14 protein-coding genes are annotated in these 15,488 nt (G+C 65.0%); 5 read left to right on the top strand and 9 right to left on the bottom strand.

Going from position 1 to position 15,488, the window contains the following annotated elements:
• Positions 1-35: 35 nt before the first annotated feature.
• The gene (glcC, locus tag BOH68_RS05620) at positions 36-851 is read right to left on the bottom strand and encodes a transcriptional regulator GlcC (protein ID WP_077372683.1); all 816 of its coding nucleotides are present in this window, start codon (positions 849-851) and stop codon (positions 36-38) included.
• 360 nt (positions 852-1,211) lie between these two features.
• Between glcC and glcD the strand changes: the two genes are divergently transcribed.
• The 4 genes from glcD to BOH68_RS05600 all read left to right on the top strand — a co-directional run bounded on the left by glcD (position 1,212) and on the right by BOH68_RS05600 (position 5,913).
• Complete coding sequence (glcD, locus tag BOH68_RS05615; protein WP_077372680.1) at positions 1,212-2,711, top strand: glycolate oxidase subunit GlcD; 1,500 nt, start codon at positions 1,212-1,214, stop codon at positions 2,709-2,711.
• 170 nt (positions 2,712-2,881) lie between these two features.
• Positions 2,882-4,084 (top strand): glycolate oxidase subunit GlcE, encoded by a 1,203-nt coding sequence (gene glcE / locus BOH68_RS05610; protein WP_077372677.1) that lies wholly within the window; start codon positions 2,882-2,884, stop codon positions 4,082-4,084.
• A gap of 28 nt (positions 4,085-4,112) precedes the next feature.
• Positions 4,113-5,438, top strand: a complete 1,326-nt coding sequence (gene glcF, locus BOH68_RS05605) for a glycolate oxidase subunit GlcF (protein WP_077372675.1) — start codon at positions 4,113-4,115, stop codon at positions 5,436-5,438.
• A gap of 67 nt (positions 5,439-5,505) precedes the next feature.
• Positions 5,506-5,913, top strand: coding sequence for a GlcG/HbpS family heme-binding protein (locus BOH68_RS05600; protein WP_077372671.1), 408 nt, complete (start codon positions 5,506-5,508; stop codon positions 5,911-5,913).
• Between the two features lie 123 nt (positions 5,914-6,036).
• Here BOH68_RS05600 and BOH68_RS05595 read toward each other — a convergent pair whose 3' ends face one another.
• Complete coding sequence (locus BOH68_RS05595; RefSeq protein ID WP_077372668.1) at positions 6,037-6,942, bottom strand: LysR family transcriptional regulator; 906 nt, start codon at positions 6,940-6,942, stop codon at positions 6,037-6,039.
• A gap of 192 nt (positions 6,943-7,134) precedes the next feature.
• Here BOH68_RS05595 and mgrA point away from each other — a divergent pair, with 192 nt between their 5' ends.
• Positions 7,135-8,163, top strand: coding sequence for an L-glyceraldehyde 3-phosphate reductase (mgrA, locus tag BOH68_RS05590; RefSeq protein ID WP_054556771.1), 1,029 nt, complete (start codon positions 7,135-7,137; stop codon positions 8,161-8,163).
• A 188-nt stretch (positions 8,164-8,351) separates the two neighbouring features.
• On the opposite strand, the gene xylB is transcribed toward mgrA, so the two are convergent.
• From xylB to BOH68_RS05555, 7 genes are all read right to left on the bottom strand, one after another.
• Positions 8,352-9,869, bottom strand: a complete 1,518-nt coding sequence (gene xylB, locus BOH68_RS05585; RefSeq protein ID WP_077373228.1) for a xylulokinase — start codon at positions 9,867-9,869, stop codon at positions 8,352-8,354.
• A 24-nt stretch (positions 9,870-9,893) separates the two neighbouring features.
• On the bottom strand, positions 9,894-10,595 hold the full coding sequence (locus tag BOH68_RS05580) for a nucleoside/nucleotide kinase family protein (protein ID WP_307722823.1): 702 nt from the start codon (positions 10,593-10,595) through the stop codon (positions 9,894-9,896).
• 60 nt (positions 10,596-10,655) lie between these two features.
• The gene (locus tag BOH68_RS05575) at positions 10,656-11,498 is read right to left on the bottom strand and encodes an L-iditol 2-dehydrogenase (protein ID WP_077373225.1); all 843 of its coding nucleotides are present in this window, start codon (positions 11,496-11,498) and stop codon (positions 10,656-10,658) included.
• 26 nt (positions 11,499-11,524) lie between these two features.
• Complete coding sequence (locus tag BOH68_RS05570; protein WP_258038164.1) at positions 11,525-12,235, bottom strand: HAD family hydrolase; 711 nt, start codon at positions 12,233-12,235, stop codon at positions 11,525-11,527.
• A 26-nt stretch (positions 12,236-12,261) separates the two neighbouring features.
• A complete protein-coding gene (locus tag BOH68_RS05565; protein WP_077372662.1) occupies positions 12,262-13,509 on the bottom strand; it encodes an ABC transporter ATP-binding protein in 1,248 nt (415 codons plus the stop codon).
• Between the two features lie 90 nt (positions 13,510-13,599).
• Positions 13,600-14,484 (bottom strand): carbohydrate ABC transporter permease, encoded by an 885-nt coding sequence (locus BOH68_RS05560; RefSeq protein ID WP_077373218.1) that lies wholly within the window; start codon positions 14,482-14,484, stop codon positions 13,600-13,602.
• Positions 14,485-14,515: 31 nt separating this feature from the next.
• Positions 14,516-15,403 carry a carbohydrate ABC transporter permease gene (locus BOH68_RS05555; protein WP_043334545.1) on the bottom strand — a complete coding sequence of 296 codons (888 nt, stop codon included), beginning with the start codon at positions 15,401-15,403 and terminating at the stop codon, positions 14,516-14,518.
• Between the last annotated feature and the right edge of the window lie 85 nt (positions 15,404-15,488).

Below are 15,488 nucleotides of genomic sequence, written 5' to 3'. Positions count from 1 at the left end.
ATCAGCTCTCAACGCCAGCTCTCAAACCCTGCGCGCTACTCGAAGCCTTCCAGACGCATGGCAGACCGGATGAGCCGCTCATCTTCCGCTTCCAGCTCACGCAGACTGTCGCGAATGCCGTGCAGGTGGTCCAGCGCCGCGCTTTCGGCAGCGTCCGGCTGCTGGTCCATCACCGCACGATAGATGGCCGTGTGCTGAGCATTGATCTGGCCGCGGGGAATCGGCCGATGGTAGAGATTGCGCAGCGAGGCGAACACCGAGCTGAGCAGCAGGTCATTGATGCCCTTGAGCGTATGCACCAGCACCGGATTGTGGGATGCCTCACAGATGGCGTGGTGAAAGGCGTGGTCGTGACGCGCCAGCTGCTGGGCATCCGGCAGCGCCTCATCGCCCTGCGCTGAGGACGGAAAGTCCGGCGGATACTCGCGCACGCAGGCCGCCATTGCCTCGTAATGACGCCGGATCAGTACTCTATCCGCCGGCGTGCCACGCTGGGCGGCCAGTCGCGCCGACTGCCCCTCCAGCAGCGCGCGCACCTCGAGCAGGTCATACAAGGTGCGCGGCTGGTCCCGAAACAGGTGCATCAACGGACTGATATCGCCGCTCGGCAACAGCTGAGCGACGCTTGAGCCCTTGCCGTGGCGAGTCTCGATGATGCCCTTGCCACGCAACAGCCTCAGCCCCTCGCGCAGCGAGGCGCGTGAGATACCCAGTCGCTCACAGAGCCTGCGTTCCGAAGGAATCATCTGCCCCGGCTTGAGCACACCATCCAGTATCAACTGCTCGAGGCGCGCCGCCGCATGCTCCGGCGCACGCTGCTCACCGCACGCCATTCTCTCTGACACCTGCATCCCTGCCCCTCCCCTGATGAACCGGCCGAGCCAGCCCGGCTGGCCTCTCCCGGGGTGCTCGTCTCTCGTCTGCCGCTCGCTTGCCCACATGCGGCAAGGAGACTGCCGCCCTTCTCACTGGTCAGACCACGCTCTCTACCCTAGCGAGCTCTCCTGTCGCCAGCGACACCCGATGACATGAACTAGACGAATGTCTGGTCAGACCACTGTGGCTTCGCATGGACAAGGCGCAGCCCTCACTGCCAGATTGGAGACACACCCGCGCGTCGTGACCTGCACACCCGACACGCCTCATGCATCACCGGCGCAATGGACACCCGACACGGCATCGCGAGTACCGGACTCTCCTGGAGGCATGGCATGAATATCCTGTATGACCCGACGCTGGATGGCCCTCTCCCCCAGCACGACAAGTCCCGGGTACTGGCGCACCTCACCACGCTGCTGCCCGACCTCACCCTGCTGCATCGCGAAGAGGATCTGCATCCCTTCGAATGTGATGGACTGGCGGCCTATCGCGTCATGCCGATGCTGGTCGCGCTGCCCGAGCGTGTCGAACAGGTCGCCGCCCTGCTGCGCGAATGCCACTCGCTGGGGGTTCCGGTGGTCACGCGCGGTGCTGGCACTGGCCTTTCCGGCGGCGCCTTGCCGCTGGAACAAGGCGTGCTGCTGGTGATGTCGCGCATGGCGCGCATTCTCGAGATCGACCCCGATGCGCGTACCGCGCGCCTGCAACCCGGGGTGCGCAACCTGGCCATTTCAGAAGCTGCCGCCCCATACGGGCTCTACTACGCGCCGGACCCCTCCTCGCAGATCGCCTGCTCCATCGGCGGCAACGTGGCCGAGAATGCCGGCGGCGTGCACTGTCTCAAGTACGGCCTCACCGTGCACAACCTGCTCAAGCTCGAGGTGCTGACCATCGAGGGCGAGGCGATGACGATCGGCGCCGACAGCCTCGACTCCCCCGGACTGGACCTGCTGGCGCTGATGACAGGCTCCGAAGGCATGCTGGGCGTGGTCACGGAAGTCACGGTGCGTCTGCTGCCCCGCCCCGAGACGGCCAAGGTGCTGATGGCAAGCTTCGCCGATATCGACAAGGCCGGCCGTGCGGTGGGCGACATCATCGCCTGCGGCATCATCCCCGGCGGGCTCGAGATGATGGACAACCTCGCCATCCGCGCCGCTGAAGATTTCATCCACGCGGGCTATCCGGTGGAGGCCGCGGCCATCCTGCTCTGCGAGCTGGATGGTGCCGAGGCCGATGTCGTTGATGATTGCGCACGGGTTCGCGAGGTGCTGGAACGCGCCGGTGCCACCGAGATCCGGCTCGCCCGTGATGAGGCCGAGCGCGCGCGCTTCTGGGCCGGACGCAAGAATGCCTTCCCTGCCGTGGGTCGCATGTCGCCCGATTATTACTGCATGGATGGCACCATCCCGCGCCGCGAACTGCCCGCTGTGCTCAACGGTATCGCCGAACTCTCGCGCCAATCGGGGCTCGCGGTGGCCAATGTCTTCCATGCCGGTGACGGCAACATGCACCCGCTGATCCTGTTCGATGCCAACAAGCCCGGGGAGCTTGAGCTGGCCGAGGAGGTCGGCGGCAGGATTCTGGAACTGTGCGTGGCCGCCGGCGGCAGCATCACCGGTGAACATGGCGTGGGCCGCGAGAAGATCAACCAGATGTGCGCGCAGTTCAATCACGAGGAGATCAGCGTCTTCCATGCCGTGAAGGCCGCCTTCGACCCCACCGGGCTGCTCAATCCCGGCAAGAACATCCCGACGCTGGCGCGCTGTGCCGAATTCGGTGCCATGCATGTGCATGACAACCAGCTGCCACATCCGGAGCTTCCGCGCTTCTAGACAGCTGCCGCATTTCTGGACAGCTTGCGCGCGTCTGTACGGTTTTTCTCGGTTCTGGACAGCTCGCACATTTGCCGCCACCAGACCTTCTGCCACCTGATTTTCGCCACTTCATCGCCACTTCATAGCCACTTCATAGCCACTTCATCGCCACTTCATAGAGATATGCCATGCCAGAGCCAGATGATTCGCTCCAGGATCAGGTGCCAAGCCATGCCGAGTGCGCCACACCTGCCGCCAGCCAGCACAGGCAGGAACACGATGCCAGTGAGGCACTTTGCGAGCAGGTCCGCGCCGCCCATGAGGCGAGGCGCCCGCTGCGCATCGCCGGCAGTGGCAGCAAGACCTTTCTCGGCCGTGAAGTGGCTGCCGAGGAAGTACTCGACCTGCGTTCTCACCACGGCATCACCCACTACGACCCCGTGGAGCTGATGGTCTCGGTACGCGCCGGCACCCCGCTGGCGACGCTGGAAGCCGTGCTCGCCGAACAAGGCCAGCATCTGAGCTGCGAGCCGCCCCACTTCGGCCCCGAAGCGACCGTCGGCGGCACTCTCGCCTCTGGACTCAGTGGCCCACGCCGTCCCTGGAGCGGCAGCCTGCGCGACCTGGTGCTGGGCACGCGCATCATCAGTGCCGATGGCAAGGCGCTGCGCTTCGGCGGCGAAGTGATGAAGAACGTGGCGGGCTACGACCTGTCGCGCCTGATGTGCGGTGCCCAGGGCACGCTGGGCGTGATCAGCGAAGTCTCGCTCAAGGTGATGCCGCGACCGGTGGCGAGCGAATCGCTGTGCCTGGAGCTAAGTCTCGCCGAGGCGCTGACTCGCTTGGATGCCTGGGGGCGCACGCCGCTGCCGGTCACGGCGACCAGCTGGCATGACGGTCGCCTCACCCTGCGCCTGGAAGGGGGCGAGCGTTCGGTCCAGGCCGGGCGCGAGCAATTGGGCGGCGAGGTGTTGATGCCTGACCAGGCATCGGCGCAATGGACCGAGTTGCGCGAGCACCGCCTGCTCTTCTTCACCGCGCGCGCGCCACATCAGGCCCTGTGGCGACTGTCCTTGCCGCTGGCACTGGATCACGTCGAATGGCAAGCCGCCGTCAGCGAGCTGCTGGGTCATCTTGAGGACGCCGACCTGCTGTGTGACTGGGCGGGCGCCCAGCGCTGGCTTTACAGCGACGCCCCCGCTGACAGGGTTCGCTCGCTGGCCAGCCGGCTGGGTGGCCATGCCATCTGCTACACCCCGGGAGCCGTCGCTGCCGAGGACAGTCCACTGATGCCACTGGCCGCCATCAATGCCCGCTATCACCTCCAGCTCAAGCAGCAGCTGGATCCTCACGGCATCCTCAATCCCGGTCGTCTATATGCCGAGATGTGATTCACTTCATGACGGGAGACGCACCTGAATGCAGACCCACTTCAGTGACGCCGCACTTGCCAGGCCGCACATCCAGCGAGCCGACAAGGTTCTGCGCAGCTGTGTACATTGCGGCTTCTGCAATGCCACCTGCCCGACCTATCAGCTGCTGGGCGATGAGCGCGATGGACCGCGTGGACGCATCTATCTGATCAAGCAGCTGCTGGAAAGCGATCCCGAAAGTCCCGACGAGGCAGTTCGCGAGCAGGCAACGCAGATCACCCGCGAGACCCAGCAGCATCTGGATCGCTGCCTGAGCTGTCGCAGCTGCGAGACCACCTGCCCGTCAGGCGTGCAATATCACACCTTGCTGGATATCGGCCGTCAGGAACTGGAACGGCGCGTCGGACGCCCCTGGCGTGAGCGCCTGCTGCGCACCGGGCTACGCCATGCGCTGGTCGAACCTGCTCGCTTCAAGGCCTTGCTGGCACTCGGGGTGCGCTTCCGCCCGCTCGTGCCGGGCGCGCTGGCCGACAAGATCCCGCTGGCCCGCGAGCACGACCGTCACGCTGAGCACCCGGCCGGCCCCGTCACCGCGACGCCTTCTGATCAGGCGCTTTCGCGCCAGGTGCTGATGCTGGAGGGCTGCGTGCAACCGGGTCTGGCTCCCAACATCAACGCCGCCACCGCCCGCGTGCTGGCGCGCTTCGACATCGGCGTCACGCCGATCCGCGAGGCCGGCTGCTGCGGCGCCATCGACTATCATCTCAACGCCCAGCAGGCAGGGCGCGCGCGCATGCGTGCCAACATCGATGCCTGGTGGCCGGCCATCGAGGCGGGCGCGGAGGCGATCGTGCAGACCGCCAGTGGCTGCGGCGCCTTCGTCAAGGAATATGGCGAGATGCTGGCCGATGACCCGGACTATGCTGAGCGCGCCGCGCGCGTCAGTGCCCTGGCGCGTGACATCGTCGAGATGCTCGGTGAGGAGATCGCCCGCGATGACCGACCGACACTTTCCGCCGCCTCCCCCGCCCCGCAGCCGCTGGCCTTCCACTGCCCGTGCACCCTGCAACATGCCCAGGGTCTGGGCGGTGAAGTGGAGAAGATATTGCGCGCGCTGGGCTTCACCCTGACCCCGGTCGCCGAGGGGCATCTGTGCTGCGGTTCCGCCGGCACCTACTCGATCACGCAACCGGAGTTGTCACGCCAGCTGCGAGACCGCAAGCTTGAGGCGCTGGAGGCCAACGGGCCTGCGCGCATCGCCACTGCCAACATCGGCTGTCAGACGCATCTCTCGAGCGCCGGACGCACGCCGGTAAGTCACTGGATCGAACTGGTGGATGACGCCCTGCCCGAGACGCTGCCGCAGGCATGACGATTCACCGTTACTGTTACTCTTGCTGTCACTTTCACTCACTCGCACCACTTGCCAAGGAAGCCCGATGATCACTCGCCACGTACTGACCCTCGCTGACGTCAATCAGATGCTGGACGCCGCCCAGAAGGAAGCCGAGACCAACGGCTGGGCCGTTTCCATCGCCGTTGCCGACGATGGCGGCCACCCGCTGGGCCTGCGTCGCCTGGACGACACGCCGGCGATGACCGGCTACTTCGCCCAGCAAAAGGCCAAGAGCGCTGCCCTGGGGCGCCGCGAGACGCAACTGTTCGAGGACTCCATCAACGGCGGACGCACCGCCTTCCTGTCAGCGCCGGAGCTGGAAGGCATGCTGGGCGGCGGCGTGCCGGTGATGGTCGAGGGCCAGATCGCCGGCAGCATCGGCGTATCCGGCGTCAAGCCGGAGCAGGATGCCCAGATCGCCAAGGCCGGGGTCGCCGCACTGGGTCTCTGAGAGACCGCCAGCCTGGTCAAGAGGCCTCACCGGTCTGAATAAAAGGCGATTAAAAAGACCGCCGCGCCCATCAGGGCACGGCGGTCTTTTTGCATACGCCACTCTTGCGTCTGTGCCTTTCGGTCACGCACTGCAAGGCGGCATGGCGGCTTCCACCGCCGCCATGAAGGCGCGCAGCTTGCCCGACTGCGGCAGGCGCTGGGGATAGAGCATGTAGATGCTGTTGGGCTCGCCCTCCTCGTGCGCCAGCAGACGCACCAGACGCCCCTCGGCCAGCTCACGATCCACCAGGTAATGAGCGACCCGGATGATGCCGGCGTGATCCAGCGCCTGCTGCTTGAGCAGACGATGATCATTGATCGCCAGTCCGCCAGCGGGGCTTACCTCACCACTGGCCAGCGGCCAGCCGGATTGCCCGGCCCAGCGGTGGCAACGGTGGTCGGCAAGTGCTGCGGCCGTGTGAGGGGTGCCCTGCGCCGCAAGGTACTCGGGCGAGGCACAGCAACAGTGGACGTAATCCAGCAGGCGCCGCGCGATCAGGTTGTCCGGTGGCGTGCGCGTGGCGCGAAACGCCACGTCAAACGGTTCGCGCGTCAGATCATGACTCTCGTAACTGACGTCCAGGCGCAGCTCGACCGCCGGGTGGCGGGCCTGGAAGGCATTGCAGACCCCGATCAGATAGCGCTCGGCAAACAGCACCGGCGCCGTGATGCGCAATACGCCGCTGAACCCCTGTCGCGGGTGCTCCCTCCCATGCTCGAGGTCGTGCTCGAGGTCACGCTCCAGTGCCAGCAGCTCGCTGCGCACGCCTTGCATGCGCTGGCGGATACGCTCGCCCTCCTCGGTCAGGCGCACCGCCCGCGTGGTGCGAATCAGCAAGGGCGCCCCGATATCGTGCTCAAGCCGCCGCACCTGCTCGGAGAGATGGGCGCGCGAGATGCCCAGCACCCTGGCCGCCTGCGTGAAGCTGAGCGATTCCGCCACCTGAGCGAACAACATCAGGCGCTCTACCTGCTTGTGATGCTGCATCCAGCCTGCTCCTCATGCCAGCTACCCGGGATTGGAGGGATCGAGACTGCCACAGCATTGTGCGCTATGGCGAACAATCTATTCGTTCGCATGTACTTATCAGACCGACAGACGCGACCTAGACTGAAGGCGTCATCCGAGGTCATTTCCTCCCTGAGACATCCCCGCCTTCACTCGCGAAAGGACTCCGCCATGCGCTATACCCCGGCTGAAGATCGCTACGAACGCATGCAATACCAGCGCTGCGGCAAGAGCGGCCTCAAACTGCCCCGCCTGTCACTGGGGCTTTGGCACAACTTCGGCAACAACGCCCATGAAGACAATGCGCGCGCCATCTGTCACACCGCCTTCGATCTGGGCATCACCCACTTTGATCTGGCCAACAACTACGGGCCGCCCCCGGGCAGCGCCGAGGAAATGTTCGGCCGCATGCTCAAGCGCGACTTCGCCGGCTATCGCGATGAGATGGTGATCTCCACCAAGGCGGGCTATCACATGTGGCCTGGCCCCTACGGCGAATGGGGCAGCCGCAAGTACCTGCTCTCGAGTCTGGATCAGAGCCTCAAGCGCATGGATCTCGATTACGTCGACATCTTCTACTCGCACCGCTTCGACCCCGACACGCCGCTGGAAGAGACGATGGGGGCGCTGGACAGCGCCGTGCGTTCCGGCAAGGCGCTCTATGCGGGCATCTCCTCCTACAATGCCCAGCGCACCCGCGAAGCGGCCGCCATCCTGCGCGAGCTGGGCACGCCGTGCATCATCCATCAGCCCAGCTACTCGATGATCAATCGCTGGATCGAGGAAGACGGCCTGCTCGACACCCTCGATGACGAGGGCATCGGCTCCATCGTGTTCTCGCCGCTGGCCCAGGGCGTGCTGACCGACAAGTATCTGGGCGGCGTGCCACAGGACAGCCGCCTGGCACGTGGCGGGGCGATCAAGGAAGACCACCTCACCGAGGACAACCTGGAGCGGGTGCGCGCCCTCAATGCCATCGCCGAGCGGCGTGGCCAGTCGCTGGCGCAGATGGCGCTCGCCTGGGCACTGCGCGGCAACCGCGTCACCACCGCACTGATCGGCGCCAGCCGTCCGCAGCAGGTCAGTGATTGCGTCAAGGCGCTGGATCACCTCGACTTCACCCAGGCGGAGCTTGATGAGATCGACCGCTACGCCGTCGATGGCGGCGTCAATCTATGGGCGCGCTCGTCCAATGCCTAAGCTCGTGCATAAGCTCGCACCCAAGTTCTCGCTCAAGCACGCAATCTAGAGCCTGATAGCGTACGAGAGCCTGATAGCGTACGTATGAGCTGCGACTGATGCAGTGAAGTGCCTGAAACACATCGCCCCCGCCGAGTGAGTCTCGACGGGGGCGATGTTGTCTGGCTTGAAGCGCTGATGGCAGGAATTCAGCCGCCGGTGGGAATGCCGTGCTCGCTGGCCAGCAGCGCGCGGTAATCGGCATAGCCCTTGCGGTAGGCGGCCACTCCCTCGGGCTGGGGCTGGGTGTGGGTCGTCAGGTCCAGCGCCACCAGCCGATCACACAGCGCCTTCAGCGTCTCGCTGCGTGGCCCCTCTCCCTGCGCGTCCCGCTGGCGCAGACACCAGCCGGCCTGAATGGCGGCGCCCAATGCGGCGGCCTCGGTCACCTGCGGGCAGACCACCTCGAGGTCGAGAATGTCCGCCAGCATCTGACGCCACAGCGGGCTCTTGGCACCTCCCCCCACCAGCCGAATCTGGCGCGCCGCACTGCCCAGCGGCCCCATGCACTCAAGCGCGTAGCGCAGGCCGTAGCTTGCGCCTTCCATGGTCGCGCGGCACAGGTTGGCCGGGGTGGTGTTGCGGCTGTCCAGCCCATGGAAACTGGCCTGGGCACGCGGTAGCATCGGCACGCGCTCGCCATTGAAGAACGGCAGGATCTGCACGCCCTCGGCCCCGGGAGGCGCGCTTGCCACCTGCGCGGAGAAGGTATCGATGTCGAAGCCGAACATCTCGCGCACCCGCGTGGTGGCAGAGGTGACATTCATGGTGCACACCAGCGGCAACCAGCCGCCATCGCTGGCGCTGAAGGCAGCCACCTGAGGGTCACAGTCCTCGGGATACTGAGCTGACCACGCGCATACCGTGCCGGAGGTGCCCATGCTCAGCGTGACGCGCCCCGGCGCGATGTTGCCGGTGCCGATGGCACTCATCATGTTGTCGCCGCCACCACTGGAGACGATGACGGCGTCACGTAGCCCGAAGCGCGCGGCGATCTCGGGCCGGATATACCCGGCGGGCTCATGGGATTCGATGAGTCTGGGCAACACGCGCTGCGCGTCTAGTTCCGGGGCGATCTGCGCGAAGACATCCTGATGCCAGCAGCGGCGCCGGGTATCGAAATAGCCGGTGCCCGAAGCGTCGCCATATTCGGCGACATGCTCCCCGGTAAGCCAGAAATTGAGATAGTCATGCGGCAGCAGGATGCTGGCGATGCGCTGATAGCGCTCAGGATGCTGTTCACGCAGCCAGGCGAGCTTGGAGGCGGTGTAACCGGTCTGCAGCACCAGTCCCAATGCCTCCAGACAGCCCGCCTCTCCGCCCAGCGCCTCGATCAAGGCGGCGTTATGCTCGCGGGTCTCGGTATCACACCACAGCTTGGCCGGATAAAGGGGCACGCCCGCCTCATCCAACACCACCATGCCATGCTGCTGACCGGACACGCCGATCGCCTCGATGCGCAGCGGGTCCAGCCGCGAGGTGGTCAGTGCCTCATCGAAGGCACCTTCCAGCGCGGCGACCCAGTCGAGCGGGTCCTGCTCACGGCGCCCGTTGGCCCCTTCCTGCAGCGCATGACTGCGCTGGCCCTGGGCCACGATCCGCCCGGAGTCCGGGTCGAGAATCACCACCTTGGTGCTCTGGGTTCCACAGTCAACGCCGACCCACATGCGGCTCTCCTTGCCATCCATCATTCAGCTGTCATCCGCGTCGGGGCCGATGGGGTCGTTCGCCAGACGCCAGCGCCAGTCGGCGTTGAGCGAGTCCTGCTTGATCAGATGCGCATTGAGCATGTCCTTGTGATGGGTACGCTCATGGGCACCCCGCGCATCCTGGCCCATCTCGCGCCAGCGATGCAGCAGGCGCGGCACCAGGACCTCATCCTCGATGTCCAGGAAGATGCGGATGTCGAACAATTCCAGCAATGCATCCCAGGGCGCGTGGCGCAGCAGCAGATAGTTGCCCTCGACCAGCACGATGCGATGACGGGGCTCGACCACGCGGCCTCCGGCACGCGCCAGATCCAGCGGGCGGTCGAACACCGGCACGGCGACCGGGCCATCATCGGCGCGCACCCTGACGAGGTCGTGATAGAGCCCGCGCGCATCAAAGGTCTCCGGAGCGCCCTTGACGTAGAGCAGCCCCAGAGGGGCCAGCACGGCGTTGTCGTAGTGATAGCCATCCATCGGCACCACCACGGCGATGCCGGGTTCCAGCGCGTTGAGGGTCTCGCACAGGGATTCCGACAGCGTCGACTTGCCCGCCGCCGGCGGACCGGCGAGGGCCACGATGGTACGTGTGCGCTGACTGGAGGCATGTTCCGCCAGCACACGGCTGGCCATGTCGTCCAGTGAGGGCGACATGTGGGCCAGGCGAGAATCGGGTAAAGATGTCACGTGACTACCTCATTCATGGATGCACACCGCTTGCAGCAGGACGGAAGGTGTCTTTCATCCTTAGCTCATCCAGTTGCCACCGTCGACATTGAGTGTCTGGGCGACGACGAAATCGCTGTCTTCACAGGCCAGGAATACCGCGGCGCCGGCGTGGTCATCCGGCAGTCCCATGCGCCCATAGGGCACGGCCTCCCCGACCAACCGCTTCTTCTCTCCCAGCGGGCGCTGTTCGTGATGGGCAAACAGCGCATCGACCTGATCCCACATCGGCGTATCCACCACGCCCGGCGCGATGCCATTGACATTGATGCCATGGCGGATGAGATCAAGTCCGCAGGACTGGGTGAGACTGATCACGGCCGCCTTGGAGGCGCAATAGGCGCTGACCAGCGCCTCACCCCGCCGCCCTGCCTGCGAGGCCATGTTGATGATCTTGCCGCCCTGCCCGCGCTCGACCATTGTCCTGGCCACCGCCTGCAGGGTGAAGAACAGCCCTTCGACATTGACCGCCAGCTGGTGGCGCAACATGCCTTCGCTGACCTCAAGCACCGGCGCCATGGCGAAGACGGCCGCATTGTTGACCAGAATGTCGATCGGGCCCAGCTGGGCCTGCACGCACTCCAGCATGCTCTGACGCGAGACGCTGGAGGTCACGTCCAGCGTCACCGCCAGCACCCGCGCCTGCGGCCCGGCCTGTGCACGCAGTCGCTTCGCGGCACGCTCGGCCGCCTCGCCATTGATGTCTGCCAATGCCACATAGGCACCTTCCACGACATACCGGGTGGCGATGGCCAGACCGATGCCTCCCGCACCGCCGGTGACCACGGCCACCTTGCCCTTGAGCCTTGCACTGCGGGACACCGGCGACGTCACGGAGTCACTGTCAGCGCGTCCAGAAGCCATGTGCATGTGTCACCCCCTGACGGTACTCATGTGGCGCTCAGGTCGCTGGCCTGTCCAGCATGCAGCTGGCGAATCAGACCGTTGACCTCCTCCATGGTCGCACAGCTCTGCCAGGCACCCGCCTCCTGCTGACGCTGCGCATGCCCCGGCGGAATATGTCCGGCACCGGTAAAGCCGATCACGCGCAGACCGGCCGCGACCGCCGCGCTGACACCGGCCAGGCTGTCCTCGACCACCACGCATTCCTCGACATCACGCCCCAGCTGACGCAGTGCCAACTGATAGACATCCGGCGCAGGTTTCGGGCGTGCGACCTGCTCGGCCGTGAACAGCGGCACCTTTCCCAACCAGCGATCCAGACCCGTGGCGGCCAGCGAGGCACGCACTCGTCGCTCGGCGCTGTTGGAGACGATCGCCACCGCCAGACCCCGGGTCATCAGCTCGCCCAGCAGTTCCGCCATGCCCTGGATGGGCGCAAGCTCACTGGCCAGACGCGACTCGATGGCGTGATCGATGCGCTCCATCGCCTGCGGCGGCAGCGTGTGTGCGCTCATGGCCTCCAGATGCCCCAGAATGGCATCAGTGGTCATGCCCAGCGCCGCACGCAGCTCCGCCTCGGTATCCAGGTCCGGCAGCCATTCCCCCAACTGACGTAACAGCACCTCCTCCGCCAGTATCTCGCTGTCCACCAGCACGCCATCACAATCGAAGATCACCTGCTGCAAGGGTGTACTCATGTCGGCCTCCTCTTCGGGCTTCCCGTTCATGCGCGGGCTGCCTGTGCGGCACCGGCACTGGACAGTGAATTGTCCTGACGCGTCAGGCTGGTCAGCGGGTGACGGTTGAGATTCTGCAATGCCAGGCCCGCGGCGGTGAACAGATGCGCACGCTCGGTCTCGAAGCCGTAGCGGATGCGGTCTCCCACACGGCTGTCGACGTCGCCATCCGCCATCAGAATCCAGCCGCTGTCGGACTGCTCGTCAGACTTGAGGCCGCCGATCGGCGCATCGCCGGAGCCGTCCGGGGTCGCCAGATAGAGCGACGTCACCCCACCCAGACGCTCGATGACCTGAATCTGACCCGTGAACGGACCATTCTCGTCGAGCACCAGATGCTCCGGCCGCACGCCCAGCGTCAGGGTATCGCCGACACACACCGAGGCACCGTCTTCCGTCTGACTCACGACCGGAATCAGGTGCTCACTGCCATCCGGCAGACGCACCGTGACCCCTTCGACCGCCACGGAGGTAACGGTGAGGTCGAGGAAGTTCATCTTCGGTGAGCCGATGAAACCGGCCACGAAACGATTGCGCGGGTGATGGTAAAGCTCCATCGGCGAGCCGACCTGCTCGACCACACCGCCCTGCAGCACGACGATCTTGTCAGCCATGGTCATGGCCTCGACCTGGTCGTGGGTCACGTAGATCATGGTCGCCTTGAGCTCGGCATGCAGGCGCGCCAGTTCGATGCGCATCTGCACGCGCAGCGCGGCGTCCAGGTTGGAGAGCGGCTCATCGAACAGGAAGATGCTCGGGTTGCGCACGATGGCACGCCCGATGGCGACACGCTGACGCTGACCACCGGACAGTGCCTTGGGCTTGCGATCCAGCAGCGGACCCAGTTGCAGCACCTCGGCGGCCGCATTGACCTTCTCGGCACGCTCTTCCTTGGAGACGCCGGCGAGCTTGAGGCTGAAGCCCATGTTCTCGCCCACCGTCATGTGCGGGTAGAGCGCATAGCTCTGGAAGACCATCGCCAGGCCGCGCTCGGCCGGGCCGACATCGTTCATGCGATTGCCGTCGATCAGGATGTCACCGGACGTCGCGTTCTCGAGTCCGGCGATCATGCGCATCAGCGTGGACTTGCCGCAGCCGGACGGGCCGACGAAGACCACGAATTCCTGGTCCTTCACTTCCAGATCGACCCCCTTGATGACCTGGGTCGTCGTGGCGCTGGCGCCACTGCCGGAGGTGAATTCCTTGACGATGTTCTTGAGCGTGAGTGTGGACATGGGAAGTTTCCTTATCCGCACCTGCCCTCGGGCAGGTGATGGCAAAATTTGGGTGGCATGGCATCAAGGCGACATGCGTATGGCGCGCCGTTACTTGACGGCACCGAAGGTCAGGCCGCGAACCATCTGCTTCTGGGTCATCCAGCCGAAGATCAGGATCGGCGCGATGGCGAGCGTGGAAGCCGCGGAGAGCTTGGCCCAGAACAACCCTTCAGGACTGGAGAAGGAGGCGATGTAGGCGGTCAGCGGTGCGGCGTTGGAGGTGGTCAGGTTCAGGCTCCAGAACGCCTCGTTCCAGCTCAGGATCACGCACAGCAGGCCGGTGGAGGCGATGCCCGGCAGGGTCAGCGGCAGCAGCAGATGGAAGATCTCCTGCAGCGTGCTGGCGCCGTCCATGCGTCCGGCCTCCAGGATGTCCTTGGGAATGTCCTTGAAGAAGGTGTAGAGCATCCAGACCACGATCGGCAGGTTCATCAGCATGTAGATGATGATCAGGCCGGTACGGCTATCCAGCAGCCCCAGATCGCGGAAGATCAGGTAGACCGGCAGCAGCACGCCCACGGACGGCAGCATCTTGGTGGAGAGCATCCACAGCAGCGTGCCCTGGGTGCGCTTGGTGGGCAGGAAGGCCATCGAGTAGGCGGACGGAATCGCGATCAGCAACGCCAGCAGCGTGGCACCCAGCGAGATCACCACGCTGTTGAGGGCATACTTGAAGTAGTCCGCACGCGCCTGGATCTCGATATAGCCTTCGATGCTGGGCGTGAAGAACAGGCTCGGCGGCGTGGCGATCGCCTCGGCCTCGGTCTTGAAGCTGGTGAGGATCATCCAGAAGATCGGGAAGAACATCACCAGCGCGATGGTCCAGGCCACCAGGGTCAGGACAAGTTTCTTGTTGATCACGCTGCGGCGCGCACGACTGGCGCTCACTGCTGCGCTGGCGGCGGCCACGGAATTGGAAGTTGAAGTCGACATCATTGAGTCTCCCTGTGCTGAGCGCTTGTCATCAGTTCTCGAGATTCTTGGCGACGGTACGCACCAGGAAGAAGGCCACGATATTGGCCAGGATGATGGCGATCACGCCACCGGCGGAGGCACCCCCTACATCGAAGTCCAGCAGGGCGCGGATGTAGATCAGGTACGCCAGGTTGGTCGAGGCCAGCCCCGGACCACCGGAGGTGGTGACGAAGATCTCGGCGAAGATGGTCAGCAGGAAGATCATCTCGATCATCACCACCACGCTGATGGCACGCTTCAAGTGCGGCAAGGTGATGTAGAAGAAGATCGCTACCGGCCCTGCCCCGTCCATGCGTGCCGCCTCGACCTGGTCGTCATCCAGTGACTGGATGGCGGTCAGCAGGATCAACACCGCGAACGGCAGCCACTGCCAGGTGACGATGATCACGATGGAGGTCAGCGGCAGGCTGGCGAACCAGTCGATGGCCGGCAGACCGAACAGCCCGGCGACCCAGGCCAGAATGCCGTTGACCGGGTGCATCATCATGTTCTTCCACACCAGCGCACTCACGGTGGGCATGATGAAGAACGGCGCGATCACGAACAGACGCGCGACGCCGCGGCCGAAGAATTCCTGCTGCAGCAATACCGCCAGCAGCGTGCCGCCGACCACGGTGGCCACCAGCACCCAGCCCACCAGTAGCAGGGTATTGCCCATGGCCGTCCACAGGGACGGGTCGGTCAGCAGATAGTAATAGTTGTCGACGCCGGCAAAACCGGACACCGACGGCATCATCAGGTTGTAACGCTGGAAGGAGAACCACAGGGTCATGACCAGTGGTACCAGCATCCACATCAACAACAGGCTTACGGCTGGGGCTTGCAGCGACAGGGTTCGCAATCCCCCGACGGTGCGTCCGGATGCTCTCGTGCGCATGGTGAGTCCTTCGATACGGTGAGGAAGTCCGGCAATGCGGTGGGCTTCAGGCCGAGGCTCGCCGTGCCGCGCCGCAAGGGCGTGG

The sequence above is a fragment of the Cobetia sp. MM1IDA2H-1 genome (assembly GCF_002916775.2).
In the GTDB taxonomy this organism is placed as follows: domain Bacteria; phylum Pseudomonadota; class Gammaproteobacteria; order Pseudomonadales; family Halomonadaceae; genus Cobetia; species Cobetia marina.
Note: the sequence above shows the minus strand (reverse complement) of the source record. Positions and strands in the feature narration are given on the sequence as shown.

What these genes read in the sequence shown, in the direction of transcription:
- glcC (WP_077372683.1), bottom strand. Translation starts at nt 851, where the DNA reads ATGCAGGTGTCAGAGAGAATGGCGTGCGGTGAGCAGCGTGCGCCGGAG.
- glcD (WP_077372680.1), top strand. Translation starts at nt 1,212, where the DNA reads ATGAATATCCTGTATGACCCGACGCTGGATGGCCCTCTCCCCCAGCAC.
- glcE (WP_077372677.1), top strand. Translation starts at nt 2,882, where the DNA reads ATGCCAGAGCCAGATGATTCGCTCCAGGATCAGGTGCCAAGCCATGCC.
- glcF (WP_077372675.1), top strand. Translation starts at nt 4,113, where the DNA reads ATGCAGACCCACTTCAGTGACGCCGCACTTGCCAGGCCGCACATCCAG.
- BOH68_RS05600 (WP_077372671.1), top strand. Translation starts at nt 5,506, where the DNA reads ATGATCACTCGCCACGTACTGACCCTCGCTGACGTCAATCAGATGCTG.
- BOH68_RS05595 (WP_077372668.1), bottom strand. Translation starts at nt 6,942, where the DNA reads ATGCAGCATCACAAGCAGGTAGAGCGCCTGATGTTGTTCGCTCAGGTG.
- mgrA (WP_054556771.1), top strand. Translation starts at nt 7,135, where the DNA reads ATGCGCTATACCCCGGCTGAAGATCGCTACGAACGCATGCAATACCAG.
- xylB (WP_077373228.1), bottom strand. Translation starts at nt 9,869, where the DNA reads ATGTGGGTCGGCGTTGACTGTGGAACCCAGAGCACCAAGGTGGTGATT.
- BOH68_RS05575 (WP_077373225.1), bottom strand. Translation starts at nt 11,498, where the DNA reads ATGGCTTCTGGACGCGCTGACAGTGACTCCGTGACGTCGCCGGTGTCC.
- BOH68_RS05570 (WP_258038164.1), bottom strand. Translation starts at nt 12,235, where the DNA reads ATGAGTACACCCTTGCAGCAGGTGATCTTCGATTGTGATGGCGTGCTG.
- BOH68_RS05565 (WP_077372662.1), bottom strand. Translation starts at nt 13,509, where the DNA reads ATGTCCACACTCACGCTCAAGAACATCGTCAAGGAATTCACCTCCGGC.
- BOH68_RS05560 (WP_077373218.1), bottom strand. Translation starts at nt 14,484, where the DNA reads ATGTCGACTTCAACTTCCAATTCCGTGGCCGCCGCCAGCGCAGCAGTG.
- BOH68_RS05555 (WP_043334545.1), bottom strand. Translation starts at nt 15,403, where the DNA reads ATGCGCACGAGAGCATCCGGACGCACCGTCGGGGGATTGCGAACCCTG.